Consider the following 18305-nt stretch of genomic DNA (forward strand, 5'->3'; position numbering starts at 1 on the left):
CTCTACTGCTTCATGAACTCCGGGTTGATGGCCATACCTTGGATGAGGACACCATTGTGGAAGTAGCGTGAGATGTCAGACAGCGTGATCAGGTGTTCTTCTTCGCCTGAAGGAATCTGGTACCTCAACAATGACGGCGGCGGACTATTCCCCCCGTTTCCGGCGTGCAATACGTAGACGTGCTCCTTGCCGACCCGGTAGATGCTCTGGCTTGCGTCGTCAGGTGACGGAGGGATGGTGAACTCATGGGTCGTCACCCCCGTTGACAGGTCCGCCGAGAACACCTTCCCACTGCCGGTGACAAAACGATAGGCCGTCCCTTCGAGGTGTCCTACTGACGGCCCGTGGAGCTCATCCCCTGAGACTTCGATGAAGGCGCCCTCGTCATCCACGAGGTCAAGGATCGAAGCAGTTCCTGCTTCCATGTCCCACACTCGGAACGCGACATGTCCCGATTTGGGGTCCTTACCGTCACCTTTGCGGGCATTCGGGTTGTCCAGCAGGAAGCCGGGCTGGTAAACGCTGCTTCCTACACAGCGCACCTCCCGAGAACCAGCCTGGAAAGATTCGTCTGCGCGCACAGAAATGAGAACCTCAGGATCGAGCCGGTCCTCTCCTGGATAAAGCTGAACCAAGGCATCGTGGTCTTGCTTTGCGGCACGCGGATCCTGTGACACGAGGGCTGCGGCCTCAGTGAGGTTGGACGACAGGCGGGTCGATGTGATGCCATAGATCGTGTCACCGCATTGGCCGAAACTCATGTAGACGCCGGGAACATTAATATCTCTTACACCGCTAATATCTCCAACGGTAAACTTTTGGAAGTAGGTTCCCGCTTCGGCACCAGAATTGTAAAAGGAAATAAAGCCACTCTTTTCTGACTGAGGATATCTAGCAAGTTCGAAGTGACTCTCGCTGTTGCGCGGTATTCGAGTGAGTCCTGAATCGTCAACGACGAATTCATCATTCGTTCCGCCGAAGTACAGTCCCTCATCGCGCCACAGCGGCTGTGCCCCGTGGATGAGGCCGACTTCGAGCGCTGTGCCTTTTCCTTCCGAATCAAGAAGCATAAGATATCCGCGATTCGTATCCGACGAGTATTCAAAGGCTTGGGCGCTGAGCTGAATAGCGAGTACAGAATTCTGGGTATTCATGTCCTCATCATTGACCGTTATAACACCGGATGTCGCATCGGACCAGGACACGCAGGACGTAAGAAGGGTAGTGCACACCATCAGGAGTCCGGGCAGTGCCAAGCTAGTTGCAGTCTTCAATAGTTTCTCTTCCGTCAAGGGGCGCATTAGATCGGATTTGCTTAAAGACTTCAGTTACTGCACGATCCAGTTGACGCGAGTGTATGGGGATCCCTCGATGTCGTATGGATAGACTCCGGGTCCAGCATTTCCATCGAGGTCCGCTCCAGTTGGTATACGATAGGCCAACCAAACAAGCTGCGAGCAATTGAGACCATGTACAGACGGATTCTTCTTGTTGTCCCAGAAAAACGCGTTGTAGGGATATCCCCGAAGGTAGTTGTATGCATAGTCCGCGGCGCGATTCTGAACTGCTTGACTGAAAGTTGTTTCAAGAAGTTTGCTGCCTTGAGCCACACTGATCTGATAATGCCAATACCAGTCGCTGAGATAGTCCGGACCAGATGCCTCCACGACCCAGTTCGTATCACCATAAATACCGATATGACCATGATTCGATCCTGATGTTGCCGCTGGTGTGAGATACATGTCACCCTTGTAATATGATGTTGGGAGAGTGACCATCACGTATCTGTCCGCTTGCAGAATTGAGCGCTCCGCAACTCCCTTCTCCTTAAGGTGAGGCTTCTTCTCCTTCCAGAAAGTCTCGAATCACATCCTCGGTGCTTCGAGACTCAATCTGAGCGATTTGACTTGCAGAGTCGATGATCTCTGCCCTCGACACGCCCGGGTTTAGCTCCATTAGTCTTTCGATGTCATCCTCTTCGGTTCCTTGTGCCAAAACGGCCGAAGCTCCTATGGCGAGGAAACAGGTGACCGTTGCAGTCGCTGCAAGAAACCGTCGCAGCCACATGGCGGATCCCCTTCGATCGCGTGACGACACCTGCTTTCTAAGTGTAGCACCGGAAAGGCGTGTCACAACAGACTGAGCAGGCAATGTTGATGGCGCCGTCTGGCCCACTGTGATCGTTCGGAAAGTGAGCAACCCTGAGTGTGGTGGAGAGTGCGTCGTCACACTGTGGTGGGGTTTAGGTGGTAGGTGGTGTCGATAGTAGTCGAGGGATGGTCGTTGTCGTTCCCTGCACAGCGGCCAGGAGGGAGTGCCGTTCCGTGATGTCGTACCACTCGAGGGCGTGGTCCCACAGGGCTGCGACCGCATCGTCGGCACTGTCCTGGTCGTCGGCGTCGATGACCGCTTGGACGGCGGCGCCCGCTTCGGGGGCGTCGGCGAGGATCGCGTGGACCTGCTCCCATGTGGCGCGCACCTGCTCGACTTCGACGATGCCCGGACCGCCGTGAGTTTTCCCGGGGATATCGAGGGCGAGGATGAGTCGGCAGGCAGGTTCTCCCCCGCGGTCGCGCAGCACCGTCAACGAGGCGAGGGCGGCTTCCGTCTGCGCATCATCCTCAAGGACTTCGAGTCCCTCCCGATCGGTATCGGGGAAGGGGACGGCTGTGAACGAGGTTCGCACAGGCGGATGCTCCCCGCCCAGTTCCGATCCCACTACGGGCATGTAGACGCGCATGAGCTCAGTGTTTCACACTCCGGCGCCGCCCGAATAGTCCGCGCCGGATCGGCGTCGTATTGGAACTGAGAGAGTCCGCCAGTGCGATCACCGCTGCGCCCGCGCCGCTCGCAGGAGCGTGTTCAGTGATCGGACGTCCTCGCAGCAGTGCGCGCCGGACCTGGACGTCGAAGGGGATCGTGCGGACCTGCGAACCCGGGATGATCTGGCTGAGAGCGGTTTGGAGGGCGTTGAGGGGATTCGACCCCAGTGCGGCGGAGTCGACCTGGTTGATGACGACTGTGAGCTCCTCTGCCCGTCCGAGAGTCCCCCACCATTCGATCGCGTGGGAAAGTCTGTTGACGCCGAGGATGTCGGCCCGGGACACGCAAATGACCTCATCTGCGCATCGCAGCACCGCTGCGGTCACGTCATCGCGTTCCCCGTGCTGCCTGATATCCTCCGCAACCTGTTCGAGACTCACTGAGGACACGTCGACGACGACCCATGTCGCCGCCTGCCGCGCCGCCGTGAGGATCGCCGCAATGGAGGCCGGACCTACTTCGCGCCAGCGGTGCGGGGTGACGATTCCCGTGATCATGGAGAGTCCGGGCCACAAGGGGGTTGCGGCTCGTGTGATGTCATCACCGTTGAGTGTCGAGCGCAGGGCCGTGCGCGACAGTGCCGCGAGAGCGGACGCGTCGATGGGGACGCTCATCATGTGGGCGAGGGAGGGGTTCATGATATCCGCGTCGATGATGAGGGTCTCGTCATGTGCTCCGAGCGCGTGGGCGAGTCCGAGGGCGAGGGTGGAGCGCCCAGGGGAGCCCGAGGCTCCCCACACGGCGATGACCGTACCGCGATGTGAGGGGGCGGCCTCCCCGCTCGATCCCCCTTCGACCGCCGGGGAGGGAGTGTCGGGCGGCGGAGGAGGAGCGAGCAACGGGTCGAGTGGATCATCGAGAGGCGAGGGGCTCAGCGGGGCGCTCGCCCTGATGATCGCCAACAGCGATTCCACGATCCCCTCGGGGTATCCGCGGGTGGCGATCGCGTCGGCGCCGAGCGCCTCAAGCGCGCCTGCCCGTCCTTGGGGAGCGACGAGGACGACGCGCATGTTGTTGCGGTGGAGGTCTTCGATGATGCGGGCATCGAGGTCGAGGTCCGTCGCGTCGAGGACTGCGAGATCTGCGACCCTGCCCCGGGCAGCGGCTCGCACTTCGGTGAGGTCGGCGGCGCGGCGCACGACTTGAAGATCATTGGGGCGGGCGTTGATGGCGAGGACGATATCGCCCTCATCGGCCGGATCTGCGAGGACGACGACGCCGTGGCGGATGCTCATGCGCTGCCCACCGGTACTGCGGCCAGGTCGGTGCCGCCGGACATGGCGTCGAGGATGGCGCTGAGGTCGCTGGCTCGGACGAGGATCTCGATGCGCGTGCCCGAGCGGGCGAGCCCCGAGGTCTCCTTGACGATCGAGATGAGGGTGACTTCGGAGGCGATGAGGGAGGAGTGGGCGGGGGCGCCGGAACCGAGATTCTGGCCGGGGAGCGCCCACAGTTCGAGGACGGTGCCCGGCCCGACCGTTGCGGGGAGCCCATCGGCTGCGGTGACGACGATCCGGCGCATTTGTTCGTCCTCGTTGGTCGTGACCGACGACTTCGCGACGAGCTCGCCCTCGGCGATGGAGCGCCCCGCGACGGCGCCCGACTGCAAGGATCCCTCGGTGACATAGGCGTCGGACTCGGGACGCGCATTGATGATCGTCGTATTTGAGGAGTCGAGGGGCTCCCCGACGGCAATGTCGCGGCTCGCCTGGTAGACGGCGATGCCCGAACGCGCTGCGTGGACGAGCCACGTGCAGGCGAGGACGGAGACTGAAATGAGGGCGAGGCCGCCGATGAAGCGGGGATCGCGCCAGATCGGCCGTTTGGACGGGATGGCGAGGGGGCGTCGTTGAGAACTCACCCAGTCATCATGCAAGAAAAGAAGGGCGCGTGGAAGTTATCCACAGGTTGTCCGCCTCACGCTGCTGTATCACCCGACTGTATCCACAGGGGACTGCGAACAGATGGCATTAAGAGATACAAAGTGGCATTATTAGTGCATGGCCCCGCGATTCCTCACCCTGACCGACGTAGCTGAGACTCTCAACCTCACGATGTCCGCTGCGCGTTCCCTCGTGACCAGCGGCGAACTCCCCGCCATCCAAGTGGGCGGCAAGAAGGTCTGGCGCATCGAAGAGTCCGTCCTCGAGCGCTATATCCAGGACCAGTACGCCGCCGCCCGCGAACGCCAAGCAGAACTCGCCCGCCCAGAGGGGCTCTGATCAGTAGCGCCCACCCAGGAAGCGGATCCTCACGATCCCCGCTGTGACGAGGCTGACGACGGCGCTAGAGCGGCGGTCCCGCGAATCCATGCCCGACACGACGGGGGCGTCAATATCGAAGTGATCCGCATAAACTCCCCGCACTCGCCCCTTGTGTTGTCCCGCGTCATGGTCGATGACGACCGTGTAGCCACGCTCTTGTAGTTCTCTGAGTATCCGCCCGATCCCCACCGTCCGCGTGATGCGCTCCGTCTCCGGGCTCGCATTGGACAGCGGACTGGCCGCAACAACGGCCGACAAGGGGATGAGGCTGTCGTCGGCTCCTTCACGGACGACGCACCATGTGGTCCCCGCATCGACGAGCACTCCATCGATGCGCACCCCTCCCCTCAATACGAGTGAGATCCGGACATCCTCGTTAGCCACGAGGCGCTGCGCCAGGTTCACCGATATGCGCTCCGCATCGGCGAGTTCCGTGACGAGGGCATCCGCCTCTTGGCGACGCAGCTCATCGAATGCCGATTCAAGACTGTTGAGGAACACATCGAAATCCATACACATAGTGTTCCACAGACTCGCACGAACTGAGACAACTTGACATCTTCATGCTTTTGCCTTCAGACTCGATCCATAACGAACTGATACGAAGTGAAGGGAACATTGTCGATGCTCATGAGAGATGACCCGACTCGCACCCGCGATGCCTTCGCCAACTGTGCGCTGATACTGCTCGGTGCCCCCACAACTGCGATCCTCACCCTCTTGGCCGTGCGGCTCTCACCCCTGCTTTCAGTGTCAAGACCCGAAATGGCTCTGAGCGTCGTCCTGGCGTACGCCGCGGCGCTCCTGCTCGCCTGGAACATCCTCAGCCTCCTCCTCGCCCGCCTCGCCTCACTCGCGTCGGCGCCCTCTGCGGTTCGACGCGGCGCCGCCCGACTCGTCGCACGTTTCGGCACCGACCGGGCCAGGCGCCTCCTCATGCGCACCTCGACGAGCGCCCTGATCAGCGTCGGGATCGTCGGAGTCTCTGGTACCGCCTCCTTCGCACAGCCAGGAGACGATGCCGCCCCATCGGATGATGCGACCATCGCTTCATCCGTCCTGTGGACTGCGAGCCCGCCCGATGCCGACACTCCGTCAATGCTCTGGTCCCCGACTGGCGCGCTCGCCCCGCCCGAGGACGGTACGAGCGCCGCAGAGACGGCTGAAGCGGCGAGCAGTGAGGTATCCGCCCCGCCCGTGGTGCCCGCAGCCGCACACACCGTCACTGTCGGCGAATCCCTGTGGACGATCGCAGCGGATTCCCTGGGACCCGACGCCTCACCCCTCGAGATCACCAACTCCTGGCAGAGCATCTATCGCGCCAATGAAGACCTCATCGGCGCCGACCCTGATCTCATCCACACCGGGCTCGTCCTCACAATCCCCGAGGAGGCACGATGAACACCGCACTCGCACCGGTCGCCCCGCACAAATCCAGGCGCTGCTTCCGCTGGGACATGACCCTCGACGCCCCCGTGAAACAGGCCGCCGAAACGAAGATCTGGCTCTCCTCCGACACCCCCGGAGGCTCTGCTCCCCCAGATCCCGCGACCTGGTCCGCGGGCTTTGCCCGGGCGATCATCGAGGCCCTCCTCGGAGCTCGGCCCCTGCGCCAACTCCAGCGGTGGATGGTGCCCTCCCTATATGCGGCAGTGAGCCGCCTCAGTTTCAACGCCGCCCGCTCGTCCCGCTCGGGGCCCTCGTGCGCGCCCACGACGTGGCGCACCTGCGAGGTCCTCCCCGGCGTCGTCGAGTCCTCCGTCATCATCCGCGGACCCGAGCGCTCCTACGCCGTCGCACTGCGCCTGGAAGCATTTCGAGGGCGGTGGATCGCCACCGCCCTCGAAGTCGTCTGATACCCGTCAGCGACGACGGGCCTTCTTCGCAGCCTTGCGCCTTTGCGCCCGATTCGTCGACCCCGCAGAGGGCGCCGCGGAATCGGAGCCGGAGTAGTTGAGCGAGCGCCATGCCCGCTCGCGGCCGACGTCGCCCATAACGGATGCCGCGCGGGCGGCCGCGGCGCGCTGAGCAGCCGATCGCTTCGCCTTCTCCTCAGCCGCCGCTTGCGCCGCGGCCATCTCATCGATGGTCGGCGCCGCGCTCGTGGCCGCTGGGGCCTGTTCCCTGCTCGAATCCGCATCGGCAGCGTCGAGCATCCCCTGCTCCTGCGCCTGCTCGAGTGCCTTGGCGAATTGGCGGGCGTATCCGAAGACCTGCTGGACGGACTCTTCACGGATCCGTTCCATCATGGCCTGGAACATCTGCGCTCCTTCGTCCTTGTACTCGACGAGCGGGTCGCGCTGACCCATGGCGCGCAAGCCGATGCCCTCCTTGAGATAGTCCATCTCATAGAGGTGCTCACGCCACAGGCGGTCGACGGTGGCGATGACGACGCGGCGCTCGAGGGCGCGCATCGGCTCCTCGCCCAATTGGGCGAGGGCGAGAGGATTGTTATTGAGCGCCTCTTCGGTGTCCGCATAGACGGCGTGGATATCGCCGACGACCTCGGTGACGAGGTCCTCCCTCACAAGAGAACCCGCGCCACCGTGTTCAGCCTGTACTTCCTTCCATGTGACCGACGGCGGATAGTAGCCGCGCAGCATGTCCCAGATGACGTCCAGATCCCAGTCCCTGGGGGCCACTCCCGCGATCTTCTCATCGATGATGCCCGTGACGAGGGTATCCATGAAGGACTTCATCTGGGGCTCGAGGTCTTCGCCCTCAAGGACGCGACGGCGCTCGGAGTAGATGAGTTCACGCTGACCCGTCATGACGTCGTCGTACTTGAGGACGTTCTTGCGAATCTCGAAGTTGCGCGCCTCGACCTGGTGCTGAGCAGATGCAATCGAGCGGGAGACGATCCTGTTCTCCAGGGGCATATCCTCCGGGTAGGCGCCCGAGGACATGATGCGCTGCGCCATGCCCGAGTTGAACAGGCGCATGAGGTCATCCTCCATCGACAGGTAGAAGCGAGACTCGCCCGGGTCCCCCTGACGCCCGCTTCGACCGCGCAGCTGATTGTCGATGCGCCTCGATTCGTGGCGCTCCGAGCCCAACACGTACAGGCCGCCCAGTTCACGGACCTCCTCGCGCTCGGACTCCACGGCGGCCTCGGCATCTGCGAGTGCCTTCGGCCACGCCTCGCGGTATTCCTCAGCATTCTCCTTCGGATCGAGCCCCTGGGCGGCGAGATTCGCCTGGGCGATGAACTCGGAGTTGCCGCCGAGCATGATGTCGGTTCCGCGGCCCGCCATATTCGTGGCGACGGTGACGGCTCCCTTGCGGCCCGCCATGGCGACGACCGCCGCTTCGCGCTCGTGCTGCTTCGCATTGAGCACCTGATGCGGGATATGCGCCTTCTTGAGCAGCTGGGAGAGCAGTTCGGACTTCTCCACGGACGCCGTGCCGACGAGGACCGGCTGTCCTGCGGCGTGGCGCTCGCTGATGTCATCAATGATCGCGCCGAGTTTTCCGGCCTCGGTCGGGAAGACGAGGTCGGCCTGGTCCTTGCGGATCATCGGACGATTCGTCGGGATGGGGATGACCCCGATCTTGTACGTCGAGGAGAACTCGGCGGCCTCGGTCTCCGCCGTGCCCGTCATACCGGCGCGCGAGCCCTCGGGGTAGAGGCGGAAGTAGTTCTGCAGGGTAATGGTGGCCAGAGTCTGGTTCTCCGCCTTGATCTCGACGCCCTCTTTCGCCTCGATCGCCTGGTGCATGCCGTCGTTGTAGCGCCGCCCCGGCAGGACGCGCCCCGTGTGTTCGTCGACGATGAGGACTTCACCATGGTCGATGATGTAGTCCTTGTCGCGGTGGAACAGCTCCTTCGCCTTGATGGCGTTGTTGAGGAAGCCGATGAGGGGCGTATTCGCTGCTTCGTAGAGGTTCTCCACGCCGAGTTCATCCTCGACTCGATCAATGCCGCTTTCGAGGACGCCGACGGTCTTCTTCTTCTCATCGACCTCGTAGTCGACGTCGCGCTCGAGGAGGCGCACAATGCGGGCGAATTCCACATACCAGCGGTTGACGTCGCCCGATGCGGGGCCGGAGATGATGAGCGGCGTGCGGGCCTCGTCGATGAGGATGGAGTCGACCTCGTCGACGATGACGTAGTGGTGCCCCCGCTGGACCATGTCCTCGACCCGCTGCGCCATATTGTCGCGCAGGTAGTCGAAGCCGAATTCGTTATTGGTCCCGTAAGTGATGTCCGCCTCGTACTGTTTGCGCCGCTCGGCGGGGGTCTGCCCGACGAGGACGCATCCGGTGGTGAGTCCGAGGAAAGAGTAGACTCGGGCCATGATGTCGGACTGGTACTTCGCGAGGTAGTCGTTGACCGTGACGACGTGGACGCCCTCGCCGGTCAGCGCCCGCAGATAGGCGGGCATAGTCGCGACGAGCGTCTTACCCTCACCGGTCTTCATCTCGGCGATATTGCCCTTGTGCAGGGCGATGCCGCCCATCACCTGGACGTGGAAGGGACGCAGGCGCAGGATCCGCCACGCCGCCTCTCGCACGGTGGCGAAGGCTTCGACGAGGATGTCGTCAAGGGTCTCCCCCTCGTCGAGACGCTGCTTGAACTCTGCCGTCTTCGCCTGCAGTTCCTCATCACTGAGGGCTTTGAAATCCTCCTCGAGCGCGTCGACTTGATCGGCCATGTGGTCGAGTCTCTTGAGGGTGCGGCCTTCGCCGGCACGGAGGATCTTGTCAATGAGGGACACCGGTGCTCCTGACGTGTGGGCCGGAGAGTTTACTCCGGGTGCGCAATCGCGCTCGGATCATAGTTTACGAATAACGGGCCGATGCTTCGACTCCACTTCCCCGATCTCACATAAATCCCCTTCAATCCGACCCCGGGCTGTCCGCACAACAAGCGGTCCGCAGCGCTCGAGCGCTGCGGACCGCTTGAAGGTGATTCGACTCAGACCGTCGTGTTGAGCCGGAGCACGCCGTAGGTCCATCCATGGCGGTGATAGACAACGCACGGCTGGCGGGTATCCTTATCGACGAAGAGGAAGAAGGGGTGGCCCACCATTTCCATCTGGTCGAGCGCCTCATCGACTGTCATCGGCACGGCCTCGTGCACTTTCTGACGGACGATGATCGGAGAATCGCCGAGCTGCTCTTCGCGCGCCTCGCCGACCTTGAGGTCTTCGGCTGAGCGCAGCGGCTTCGCAGCCGGTTCTTCAGCGGCCTCGTCGACGGACGCCGGAACGTCGAGCGGCGCAACATCCTCGAATTCGCGTCGATACCTGCGATGGTCTTTCGCCCTGTCGCGCAATCTGCGGAGACGCTCGAAGAGTTTGCCCGCCGCGATGTCTACCGCGGCATATCGATCGGCGGATTGGGCTTCTGCGCGGATGATGGGGCCCTTCCCGTAGACGGTGAGTTCGATCCTTTCCGCAGTATCCGCCTGTCTGGGGTTGCGCTCGTGGGTGAGTTCCACATCGACGCGCTGGGCGCGCGGGTAGAACTGGGTGACCTTCGAGATCTTCTCTTCGACGTAAGCGCGGAAGTTCGGATGGATTTCCGCATTTCGCGCGACGACGGTGATGTCCATGTTTCCTCCAGAGGAAGTCGGCGAGCTTCGTCGCTCGCTTAACCGGATGCCCGAACGCCTCATCGCTCCGGGCCGTGATCTGAGCTATCACCTCCGTCCGAGCACGTCACCGGCGATTTTCATACGGCATTGTCGGCCCGTGCCTTGTGTGACATCCTAGCCCACCGCGTGATGCGCGTCATAAGGAACGGCTCAGACTCGTGCGGCGACTCCGATCGCCGCACACCCGCCTATGACACGCACGGCCTCCCTCATCGTCGCACCCGTCGTCATGACGTCATCGACGAGGACGACGCCCGCCCCGACGGGCGGCTCCACGAGGGCGACCATCGACCCCACCCTCCTTCGGCGCCGTGCTGCCCCTCCCCTGCCCGCCTGCGATGCGACGCCGATCCTCAGACGCACGGCATCAACGACCACAGCAGTACTACCGCTCGCCGCGACGAGCCCCGAAGCCGCTCCCGATGCGAGCGGAGCAGTGACGGATCTGCCCCACAGGCGCCGCTTCCAGCTCGCAGGGGCAGGAATCACCCACCACCGCTCCACGCCCGCATCCTCGCCCTCGTCGTGGAGTCTGTGTGCGATCGCCTCCCCGAGAGTGCGCCCCGCATCCTCAAGGAAGGACGAGGCGTCGAAGCGCTCAGAGTGCTTCGCGGCGATGATGATGCGGCGCAGGGCCGCATCATAGGCGCCCAGGCTCGCAACGCGAGGGGCATTCTCGCTCTCGTCGAATCCGTGATTCGTCGCCTCCTCACCGCCGAGGAAGGACCATGCGGGCACCGAGTGGGCGATCTCGCGGCATGAGGAGCACAGTACCTCGTCCCATGTTCCGCATCCGGGGCACTGGACGGGCAGGACGATCCCCGTGAGTTCACCGACGAGGCCGCCGATCGTGCTCAAAGCCCTCATGGGGTGATAATGGGGTACTCGCGCACATCGGGCAATAGCCGGGCACTCGGATTGTGGACCGACCGCGAGCGCTCCGGCTGCCTGTGGGCGGACGGGTCGTGTGAATGACATCCGCAGCGGGACTCAACCCGCGAAATGCAGGTCCCTGATCCCCTTAGGGAGCATTTGCCACAGGGCGCCCGAGCGGCACTGCACCGTTTCCGCCGCAGTGCGCACGCACACGCTCGACGTCGAAGCCCCCGCGGTGACTGAGACTGTCCCCGCTGGTGCTGGAGAGGACGTGGACAGACCCCCCAGGGTGATCGACGCGAGCGAGACTGCTCCCGCAGCCTCCGATTCCCCAGTGCGCGCGGCGATGACACTCGTCGACGCGACCCACGACACGTCGATGACACCGGACTCGAGGCCCGCAATGGTCTCGCCGTGCGTGAGCGACAACGGGACTCCCGCTTCATTGCGCTCGACGGCGAAAAGCATCGCACTGGCGGAATCCCCCGAGCCCTTGATGACGAGGGCGCGGGCCCCGTCGGGGGAGATCGCGACGCGCGTGGCGGTGTCGAGGGGCTCACCCACGACGGCAACGGGAACGGATTCCCCCGTCGCTGACAGGATGATGATCGGGGCCTGCGGATCCTTCGACGCCGACCACACCCATCCGAAGCGGTCGATTGACGGGGCGCCCACGTCGCCCACGGACACCGAGCCCAGCGCCCCATCCGATCCGATCGTCGCAGCGATGAGATCCTCCCCGTCCCTCCACGCGACGAGTTCGCGGGAGATCGGCGATACGGCGGCGTCCTGTGCTCGAGCGCCGGGGGATGCGCGCACCGCCAGTGGCACGACTTTGAGGCCCTCCATGATCCCGATGGACTCGCCCTCCAATGCGATCCGGGTGTCGATGGAGTACGAGGGGTCGTGGGGCAGGTCATCGGTGGGCAGCTTCTGCCCCGAAACGGTGAGTTCCACGGTCGACACCGCCGGGTCCTGGGTGAGGGTCTTCGCGATCTCCCATGCCAGCAGCCTCGATGCGCGCCGGTCCTCCCCCAGCGCCGCATTGAGCTCCACTTTTGCCACCCGGTCGCTCGTCTCGATCCCCTGGGAGGGGATCGACGTCCCGCCGGGGATCGCGTTCGTCACCGTGCCCTCCAGGGACTCCCGTGGCCCATTGACGAGCCCTTCGAGGAGATGACCGGTGAGTCGGCGCGAGGGGTACCACCTCGGGTCCGCGATGAGGACGTCGCCCAGAGTCGAGGGGAAGTACAGATTCGCCAGCTGATAGGACGCTGCAAAGGAGGCGCGCGACACGATGAATGCATTATCGGGCGCATCGATGCGCCACTGCCCGTTCTCCTTGACGAGGGAGAAGCTCGCGTCGATCTCAGAATTCGGGGACGCAGTGAGGATGCCTGAGAAGTCGACGGATGCGACGGCGGGGGCGGTGACGTGCACCGTCGTCGCCGAATCATTCCCTTCGTCGCTCACGTTGATGACGGGAGTCGACGCCGTGTCGTAGATGAGGATCTGTTCGTCGGGATCCCACGTCTGAGCGGAACGGGCGGAGAGGAATAGGCGTGCCGTCGCAAAGTCGTCATTCGGTCCTGCGGCGCAGGCGAGCAGGAAGTCTGCAACGAGGCTGAGCGGGTCAGAATCCGCGGTCGGCCCATCGGCGGACAGCTCGACGGGGTCGGAGTCCGGGACTGACACGTCGAAAGGAGCGGGCGGGGATGACAACGGCAGCGCCGTGCACGCGCTCATCGTCGCTGCGAGTGCGACAGCTGCGACGAGAGCGGGGACGCGCCCACGGGGGGATGCGGGTCGTCGGCGGATGCGGGCCATCACTCCTCCTCCCATAGTTCGAGGGGTCGCGAGGATACTGAGGTCGATTCCGCGCGGGGAAGGATCATGAGGAAGGATGCTCCCCGCCCGATGACGCCTGTGGCCTCCAGGGTGCCGTGGTGGAGAGCGACGTCCTCGGCGGCGATCGACAGCCCGAGTCCGGTGCCGCCGGTCGTGCGTTGACGCGAGGGGTCGGCGCGGTAGAAGCGGTCGAAGACTCTCGCGGCGGTCTCATCACTCATCCCCGCGCCGTGGTCTCGCACTCTGACGGCGACATCGGTGTCAGTTGCCGCAATAGTGATGTCGACGCGTGTGCGCTCGGCGAATTCAAGGGCGTTGATGAGGAGGTTGCGCAGAACCCTCTCGATCCTCCTCACATCGATTGGCGCCGCGCACCTGTCCTGGGGGGAGTTCACTGAGACCGTGACCCCCAATCGCGACGCGAGTCCCGCATTCGCTTCAACGACGCGGGCGACGATAAGCCGCAGATCCGTCATCTCCGCTTCGAGATCAGCGGATTGAGCGTCGTAGCGGGAGATCTCGAGGAGGTCGGCGAAGAGGGAATCCATGCGGTCGGTCTGCTCGTGGAGCAGTTCGGCGGAGCGCTTCGCTCCGGGAGGGAGGGAGTCGCGGTTGTCCCAGATGATCGAATCCGCCATGCGGATAGTGGTCAATGGGGTCCTCAGTTCGTGCGACACATCGGAGACGAAGCGCTGCTGGAGCTGCGAGAGCTCATCGTATTCGGCGATCTTCACCTGCAGCGACGACGCCATTTCGTTGAACGCCCTCGACAGGTCCGCCATCTCATCACTGCCGTGAACGTCGACGCGCGCCTCGAGGTCGCCCGCCGCAATGTGCTTGACCGCGTCGGCGGTCCTTCTCACGGGGCGCAGCAATTGGTAGAGCACGGAGAACACCCCGATGGGCAGACCGAGGATGATAGGCAACGCCGCATAGAAGAGCACACTCATGACCATGTTGATCTGGCGCTGATCCGATGCGAGGGAGTAGACGATGTAGAGTTCGTGGGTTCCCGCCCGTGGCAGTTCCACATCCATTCCGACGAGGATCCCGGGCGCCGAGCGGTCAGTCCCCGCTCCGATTTGAACGGACTGCCACTGTGCACCACCCGATGAGTGGATTGCCTGACGCATGGCAGCGGTGATGAGCTCGTCATTGTCAGTGTCGACGATCTGGTTGATGCGGATCGACGAGGACGCATCGGGAGAGCGTAAAAGCATGACGGATACTGCCCCGGCGCCCGCGGCAGATGAGCGGATCCCCTCGACCGTCTGTCGAGCAGCCTCTTGAATCTGGTCAGGGGTCGACGCCGTCGACAGGTCGAAGACCGATTGAGCGGAGGAGAAGCGCACGGCTGCGTCGTCGAGAATCTGATCCCGCCGTGCTTCGAAGGTTGATGCGCGCAGTTGCGAGGCGACGAGAAGAGCGAAGAGTGTGATGACGACGAGGGCGGCAGCAGTGATGATGAGCGCCGAACGCAGCGAGAGTGAGGAGCGCACCGCGGTAGCGAATCGCGTCCCGTTAATGCGTTCAACGATCCGGGATCGTCTCAGCAGCCTGCCCAGCGCTCCACCCGACAGAATGCGCCGAGCGCGGGAGGAACGGGGATTCGTGAGCGGTTCGCTCCGGTCGCGGGCATTGCCGCCCTTCGGCGACGCAGCAGCCGCCGTGGGCGCGACGAGGCCGTCTCGGTGGGCCTGCTCGACGTCAGGAGCCTGTTCCCGCACGGTATCCGACTCCTCGGACGGTGATGACGATCTCGGGGCGTTCGGGATCGCGTTCGATCTTCGAGCGAAGACGCTGGACGTGGACGTTCACGAGTCGGGTATCTGCTGCGTGGCGGTAGCCCCAGACCTTTTCGAGGAGTTCCTCGCGGCTGAAGACCTTCCACGGCGAACGGCCGAGGGCGACGAGCAGGTCGAATTCCAGCGGGGTGAGGGAGATCTCCTGGTCGCCGCGGTGGACACTGTGGCCGGGCACATCAACGATGACATCGCCGAGGATAAGGCGCTCGTCCCCCAGTTCTTCGCGCCCCCTCAAACGGGCGCGGACGCGGGCGATGAGTTCCTTCGGCTTGAACGGCTTGGGGACATAATCATCGGCGCCCGCCTCCAATCCCGCGACGACATCGGCGGTATCCGTGCGCGCCGTGAGCATGACAATGGGCACATCCGATTCACGTCGGATCCGTCGGCACACTTCGATGCCGTCAAGGCCGGGGAGCATGAGATCGAGGAGGATGAGATCAGGATTGACAGCGCGGAAGACCTCGACCGCTTCGCCGCCGTCTGCGCAGGTGGAGATGGTGAACCCCTCGGATTCGAGGACGATTCCGATCATTTCTGCAAGGGCGACGTCGTCGTCGACGACGAGAATGCGCGAACTCATATCACGATCGTTCCACGATTTGCGGCCGCGCGTGAAAAGACGCGCCAACGACTCTCGTGAAACACCAGTTCAGGGGATTGCCGGATGAGATCCGTCAAGCATCCGTGACACACTGTTCCCGTCCGCATCCCGTGATTGAAGGAGTCTTCGTGACTGACCCGCACCGGCCCGACGCCGAGCACACCATCCCTCCCCACCGAGTCGGGGCAACGGGATCGCCCTCGTCCTGGGGGACCCAGCCGACACCGCCCTCGCAGTGGCGGCCCGAAGTGCAAGCGCCCTCCATTCCCGAGTCGCCCGTCCCGCCCACCCAGCCGACGTGGAATCCTCAGGGCGCCTCCACATGGCAGGATCAGGCGCATCAGCAGTGGGCGGCCGCCGCTCAGCCCTCCTCCAGGCGCATCAGCAGTGGGCGGCCGCCGCTCAGCCCTCCTCCTCACCCCTTCCCCCCGGGGCGCCCCCGAGCGCCGGATACCCGGGTGCGGCCCCGTTCACGGCTCCGCAGGCCGGAATCATCCCCTTCCGCCCTCTCGCGATCAGCGATCTGTTCGAGGGGACTTTCAAGATCCTCAGGCACAATCCGCTCATCATGTTCGGCATTTCGGTCGTGGTGATGGCGGTCGTCTCCATTGCGATGGCGCTCATCACCTGGTGGACCTATGTGCCCTACGACAATGTGTTGTACAGGTCCTCGGGGATGGACTCGGGCGCCCTCGCCGATCTCCTCACCCGCACCGGCATCACCTCCGTCGCGTCCCTCTTCATGTATCTGCTCATCGGCTTCGCCTCCATGCTGCTGAGCGCTGCTCTCACTATCGTCGCGGCAGACGCCGTCATCGGACGGTCCCCCACTCTGTCAGAGGTGATGCGCCGATTTGCGCGCCGCATCCTTCCTCTCATCGGGCTCGCCGTGCTCACGTGGCTTATCATCACTGCCATCATCATCGTCATCTCGATCGTCGGCTTCGTCGTCGGTGCTGCGCTTGTCCAGGCGTGGTCCACTCCTGATGACTACGGGCTCAGTGGGCTCGGGGCGATCCTCCTCGTGTTCATTGTCGGCCTTGCGCTCTTCGGCGTCATCGTTGGCTTCATCGGCACGAGGCTCATCTATTCGATGATTGTGTGCATCCTCGAAGAGACCGGCCCCGTCGAATCGATGAAGCGCTCATGGCAGCTCACCTCCGGCAGTTTCTGGAAAACTGTCGGCCGTTACCTGCTCATCTCGATACTCGTATCGTCGGCCGCGGGGATCGTCGGTGCTGTCATCACCACCATTCCTTCAGTGATCGTGTCGAGCACGCAGTCATTTGGCGCCCTGCAGGTCGTCATCACATTCTCCAGCACCCTGATCACGGGGCTGACCATTCCTGTCATGCTGTCCTACCTCGTCCTCATGTACACCGACGAGCGGATCCGCCGCGAGAACTTCGCCGATGTCCTCACACAGGCGGCGCAGCACTGACGCACTGCCATACGGTGTGCCCCCGGAGGATGATCTGGGGGCACAGGTGTCAGTCGGCGTCGGAGATGACCGTGAATTGTGCGCGCCGTCGCGCGTACGCGGACTTCGGGTCGAGCGGGCTCGACGTGTCGGGGGCCGTGGGCGTCGCAGAGGCAAAGGGGCCGAGTTCGGGCTCCGGGGGGGCTGCGTCGGCGCGTCCCGCTCGGCTGTCCATTCGCGGTGCGGTCTCGATGCGGGGGGCTGCGTCGGCTGCCCGCCTCACCGCGTCGACGAGGGCGAGAAGGTCATCCCCACTGGGCGGCGCGGGTTCGAAGTTCGTCGCCAGCCTCACGATCTGCCAGCCGCGCGGAGCCGTAAGCGTGTGCGCATGCTCATCGCACAGGTCGTAGGCGTTGGGCTCCGAAACTGTGGCGAGGGGGCCGAGCACGACGGTCGAGTCGGGATAGTCGTAGGTCAGAGTCGCCACCGCTGGCCGCTGGCAACCGGGTTTGGAACAGTGTCTGGCCGCATTCACCCCACAAGGGTACGGCACCGGTCGCGAACACGATACCCACCAACCCGGCGAGGCACGGCGAGGCGGAACGAATGCCGGGGGAACGCCGCTACTCTGATGGGGTGTTCGAAGCCCTGCGCCGCCCGTCCCGGGACCGCCACGGTCGCGGTTCCCGCGGTCCCCTCTTCTTCCCTGGGACGCCCGCGTGGAGAACCCGGCGCGAGGCCTTCGATGAGTTGGTGGCGTCCCTCATCGTCGAGTTGACGCGGCGCTGGCCCGCCGTCTCGACGATCGAATTCGGCACGGAAGATGTTCCCCCATCGGACCCCGCTCCGTGGGAGTCGCACTCCGAGGTGCTCGCGAGGGTCTTCCCCGCTGATCGTCACCGGGGCCTTCCCGACAGGATCGTGCTCTATCGGCTCCCCATTGTCTTACGCTCCGATGCGGCTGATATTCCCGATGTGACGCGCAGGATCCTCGTCGAGAGGATCTCCCGCATCCTCGCGATCCCCCCGGATGAACTCGATGACGCCATGAGGTGAGGCGTCGGCG

18 protein-coding genes are annotated in these 18305 nt (G+C 63.8%); 5 read left to right on the plus strand and 13 right to left on the minus strand.

Features of this window, described 5'->3' with window-relative positions; genetic code table 11:
- Positions 1 to 2 precede the first annotated feature (2 nt).
- From BQ7471_RS02480 to BQ7471_RS02495, 5 genes are all read right to left on the minus strand, one after another.
- Positions 3 to 1154, minus strand: coding sequence for a hypothetical protein (locus tag BQ7471_RS02480; protein ID WP_076463950.1), 1152 nt, complete (start codon positions 1152 to 1154; stop codon positions 3 to 5).
- Between the two features lie 174 nt (positions 1155 to 1328).
- On the minus strand, positions 1329 to 1781 hold the full coding sequence (locus BQ7471_RS11025) for a hypothetical protein (RefSeq protein WP_129583320.1): 453 nt from the start codon (positions 1779 to 1781) through the stop codon (positions 1329 to 1331).
- Positions 1782 to 2242: 461 nt separating this feature from the next.
- The gene (locus tag BQ7471_RS02485) at positions 2243 to 2740 is read right to left on the minus strand and encodes a DUF6912 family protein (RefSeq protein ID WP_076463952.1); all 498 of its coding nucleotides are present in this window, start codon (positions 2738 to 2740) and stop codon (positions 2243 to 2245) included.
- 4 nt (positions 2741 to 2744) lie between these two features.
- A complete protein-coding gene (locus BQ7471_RS02490) occupies positions 2745 to 4058 on the minus strand; it encodes a CpaE/TadZ family protein (RefSeq protein WP_076463953.1) in 1314 nt (437 codons plus the stop codon).
- Complete coding sequence (locus BQ7471_RS02495) at positions 4055 to 4684, minus strand: hypothetical protein (RefSeq protein ID WP_076463955.1); 630 nt, start codon at positions 4682 to 4684, stop codon at positions 4055 to 4057. Before BQ7471_RS02495 ends, BQ7471_RS02490 begins: the two co-directional genes overlap by 4 nt.
- Before the next feature lie 139 nt (positions 4685 to 4823).
- On the opposite strand from BQ7471_RS02495, the gene BQ7471_RS02500 reads away from it, so the two are divergent.
- The gene (locus tag BQ7471_RS02500) at positions 4824 to 5045 is read left to right on the plus strand and encodes a helix-turn-helix domain-containing protein (RefSeq protein ID WP_076463956.1); all 222 of its coding nucleotides are present in this window, start codon (positions 4824 to 4826) and stop codon (positions 5043 to 5045) included.
- Here BQ7471_RS02500 and BQ7471_RS02505 read toward each other — a convergent pair whose 3' ends face one another.
- Entirely contained in the window at positions 5046 to 5600 is a 555-nt protein-coding gene (locus tag BQ7471_RS02505; protein WP_076463958.1) for a hypothetical protein, read from the minus strand.
- Positions 5601 to 5711: 111 nt separating this feature from the next.
- Here BQ7471_RS02505 and BQ7471_RS02510 point away from each other — a divergent pair, with 111 nt between their 5' ends.
- Together BQ7471_RS02510 and BQ7471_RS02515 are read left to right on the plus strand one after the other, a co-directional pair.
- Positions 5712 to 6488 (plus strand): LysM peptidoglycan-binding domain-containing protein, encoded by a 777-nt coding sequence (locus BQ7471_RS02510; protein ID WP_129583321.1) that lies wholly within the window; start codon positions 5712 to 5714, stop codon positions 6486 to 6488.
- Positions 6485 to 6943, plus strand: a complete 459-nt coding sequence (locus BQ7471_RS02515; RefSeq protein WP_076463961.1) for an Rv3235 family protein — start codon at positions 6485 to 6487, stop codon at positions 6941 to 6943. The genes BQ7471_RS02510 and BQ7471_RS02515 overlap by 4 nt, the downstream gene beginning before the upstream one ends.
- A gap of 6 nt (positions 6944 to 6949) precedes the next feature.
- Here BQ7471_RS02515 and secA read toward each other — a convergent pair whose 3' ends face one another.
- The 6 genes from secA to mtrA all read right to left on the minus strand — a co-directional run bounded on the left by secA (position 6950) and on the right by mtrA (position 15798).
- Positions 6950 to 9805 (minus strand): preprotein translocase subunit SecA, encoded by a 2856-nt coding sequence (gene secA, locus BQ7471_RS02520; protein WP_076463962.1) that lies wholly within the window; start codon positions 9803 to 9805, stop codon positions 6950 to 6952.
- A gap of 200 nt (positions 9806 to 10005) precedes the next feature.
- Positions 10006 to 10644, minus strand: a complete 639-nt coding sequence (gene hpf / locus BQ7471_RS02525; RefSeq protein ID WP_076463964.1) for a ribosome hibernation-promoting factor, HPF/YfiA family — start codon at positions 10642 to 10644, stop codon at positions 10006 to 10008.
- A gap of 192 nt (positions 10645 to 10836) precedes the next feature.
- The gene (locus BQ7471_RS02530) at positions 10837 to 11553 is read right to left on the minus strand and encodes a ComF family protein (protein ID WP_076463965.1); all 717 of its coding nucleotides are present in this window, start codon (positions 11551 to 11553) and stop codon (positions 10837 to 10839) included.
- A gap of 123 nt (positions 11554 to 11676) precedes the next feature.
- Positions 11677 to 13389 (minus strand): LpqB family beta-propeller domain-containing protein, encoded by a 1713-nt coding sequence (locus BQ7471_RS02535; protein WP_076463967.1) that lies wholly within the window; start codon positions 13387 to 13389, stop codon positions 11677 to 11679.
- Complete coding sequence (mtrB, locus tag BQ7471_RS02540) at positions 13389 to 14975, minus strand: MtrAB system histidine kinase MtrB (RefSeq protein ID WP_407922676.1); 1587 nt, start codon at positions 14973 to 14975, stop codon at positions 13389 to 13391. Before mtrB ends, BQ7471_RS02535 begins: the two co-directional genes overlap by 1 nt.
- Positions 14976 to 15117: 142 nt before the next feature.
- Positions 15118 to 15798: an MtrAB system response regulator MtrA gene (gene mtrA / locus BQ7471_RS02545; RefSeq protein ID WP_076463968.1), complete on the minus strand. Its 681-nt coding sequence runs from the start codon at positions 15796 to 15798 to the stop codon at positions 15118 to 15120.
- Between the two features lie 343 nt (positions 15799 to 16141).
- On the opposite strand from mtrA, the gene BQ7471_RS02550 reads away from it, so the two are divergent.
- Complete coding sequence (locus BQ7471_RS02550; RefSeq protein ID WP_076463970.1) at positions 16142 to 17260, plus strand: glycerophosphoryl diester phosphodiesterase membrane domain-containing protein; 1119 nt, start codon at positions 16142 to 16144, stop codon at positions 17258 to 17260.
- Positions 17261 to 17309: 49 nt separating this feature from the next.
- On the opposite strand, the gene BQ7471_RS02555 is transcribed toward BQ7471_RS02550, so the two are convergent.
- Entirely contained in the window at positions 17310 to 17774 is a 465-nt protein-coding gene (locus tag BQ7471_RS02555) for a DUF3499 domain-containing protein (RefSeq protein WP_076463972.1), read from the minus strand.
- A 71-nt stretch (positions 17775 to 17845) separates the two neighbouring features.
- On the opposite strand from BQ7471_RS02555, the gene BQ7471_RS02560 reads away from it, so the two are divergent.
- Positions 17846 to 18295, plus strand: a complete 450-nt coding sequence (locus BQ7471_RS02560; RefSeq protein ID WP_083663202.1) for a metallopeptidase family protein — start codon at positions 17846 to 17848, stop codon at positions 18293 to 18295.
- Positions 18296 to 18305: the final 10 nt, after the last annotated feature.

It is taken from the genome of Actinomyces mediterranea (genome assembly GCF_900155595.1).
Taxonomy (GTDB): Bacteria; Actinomycetota; Actinomycetes; order Actinomycetales; family Actinomycetaceae; genus Pauljensenia; species Pauljensenia mediterranea.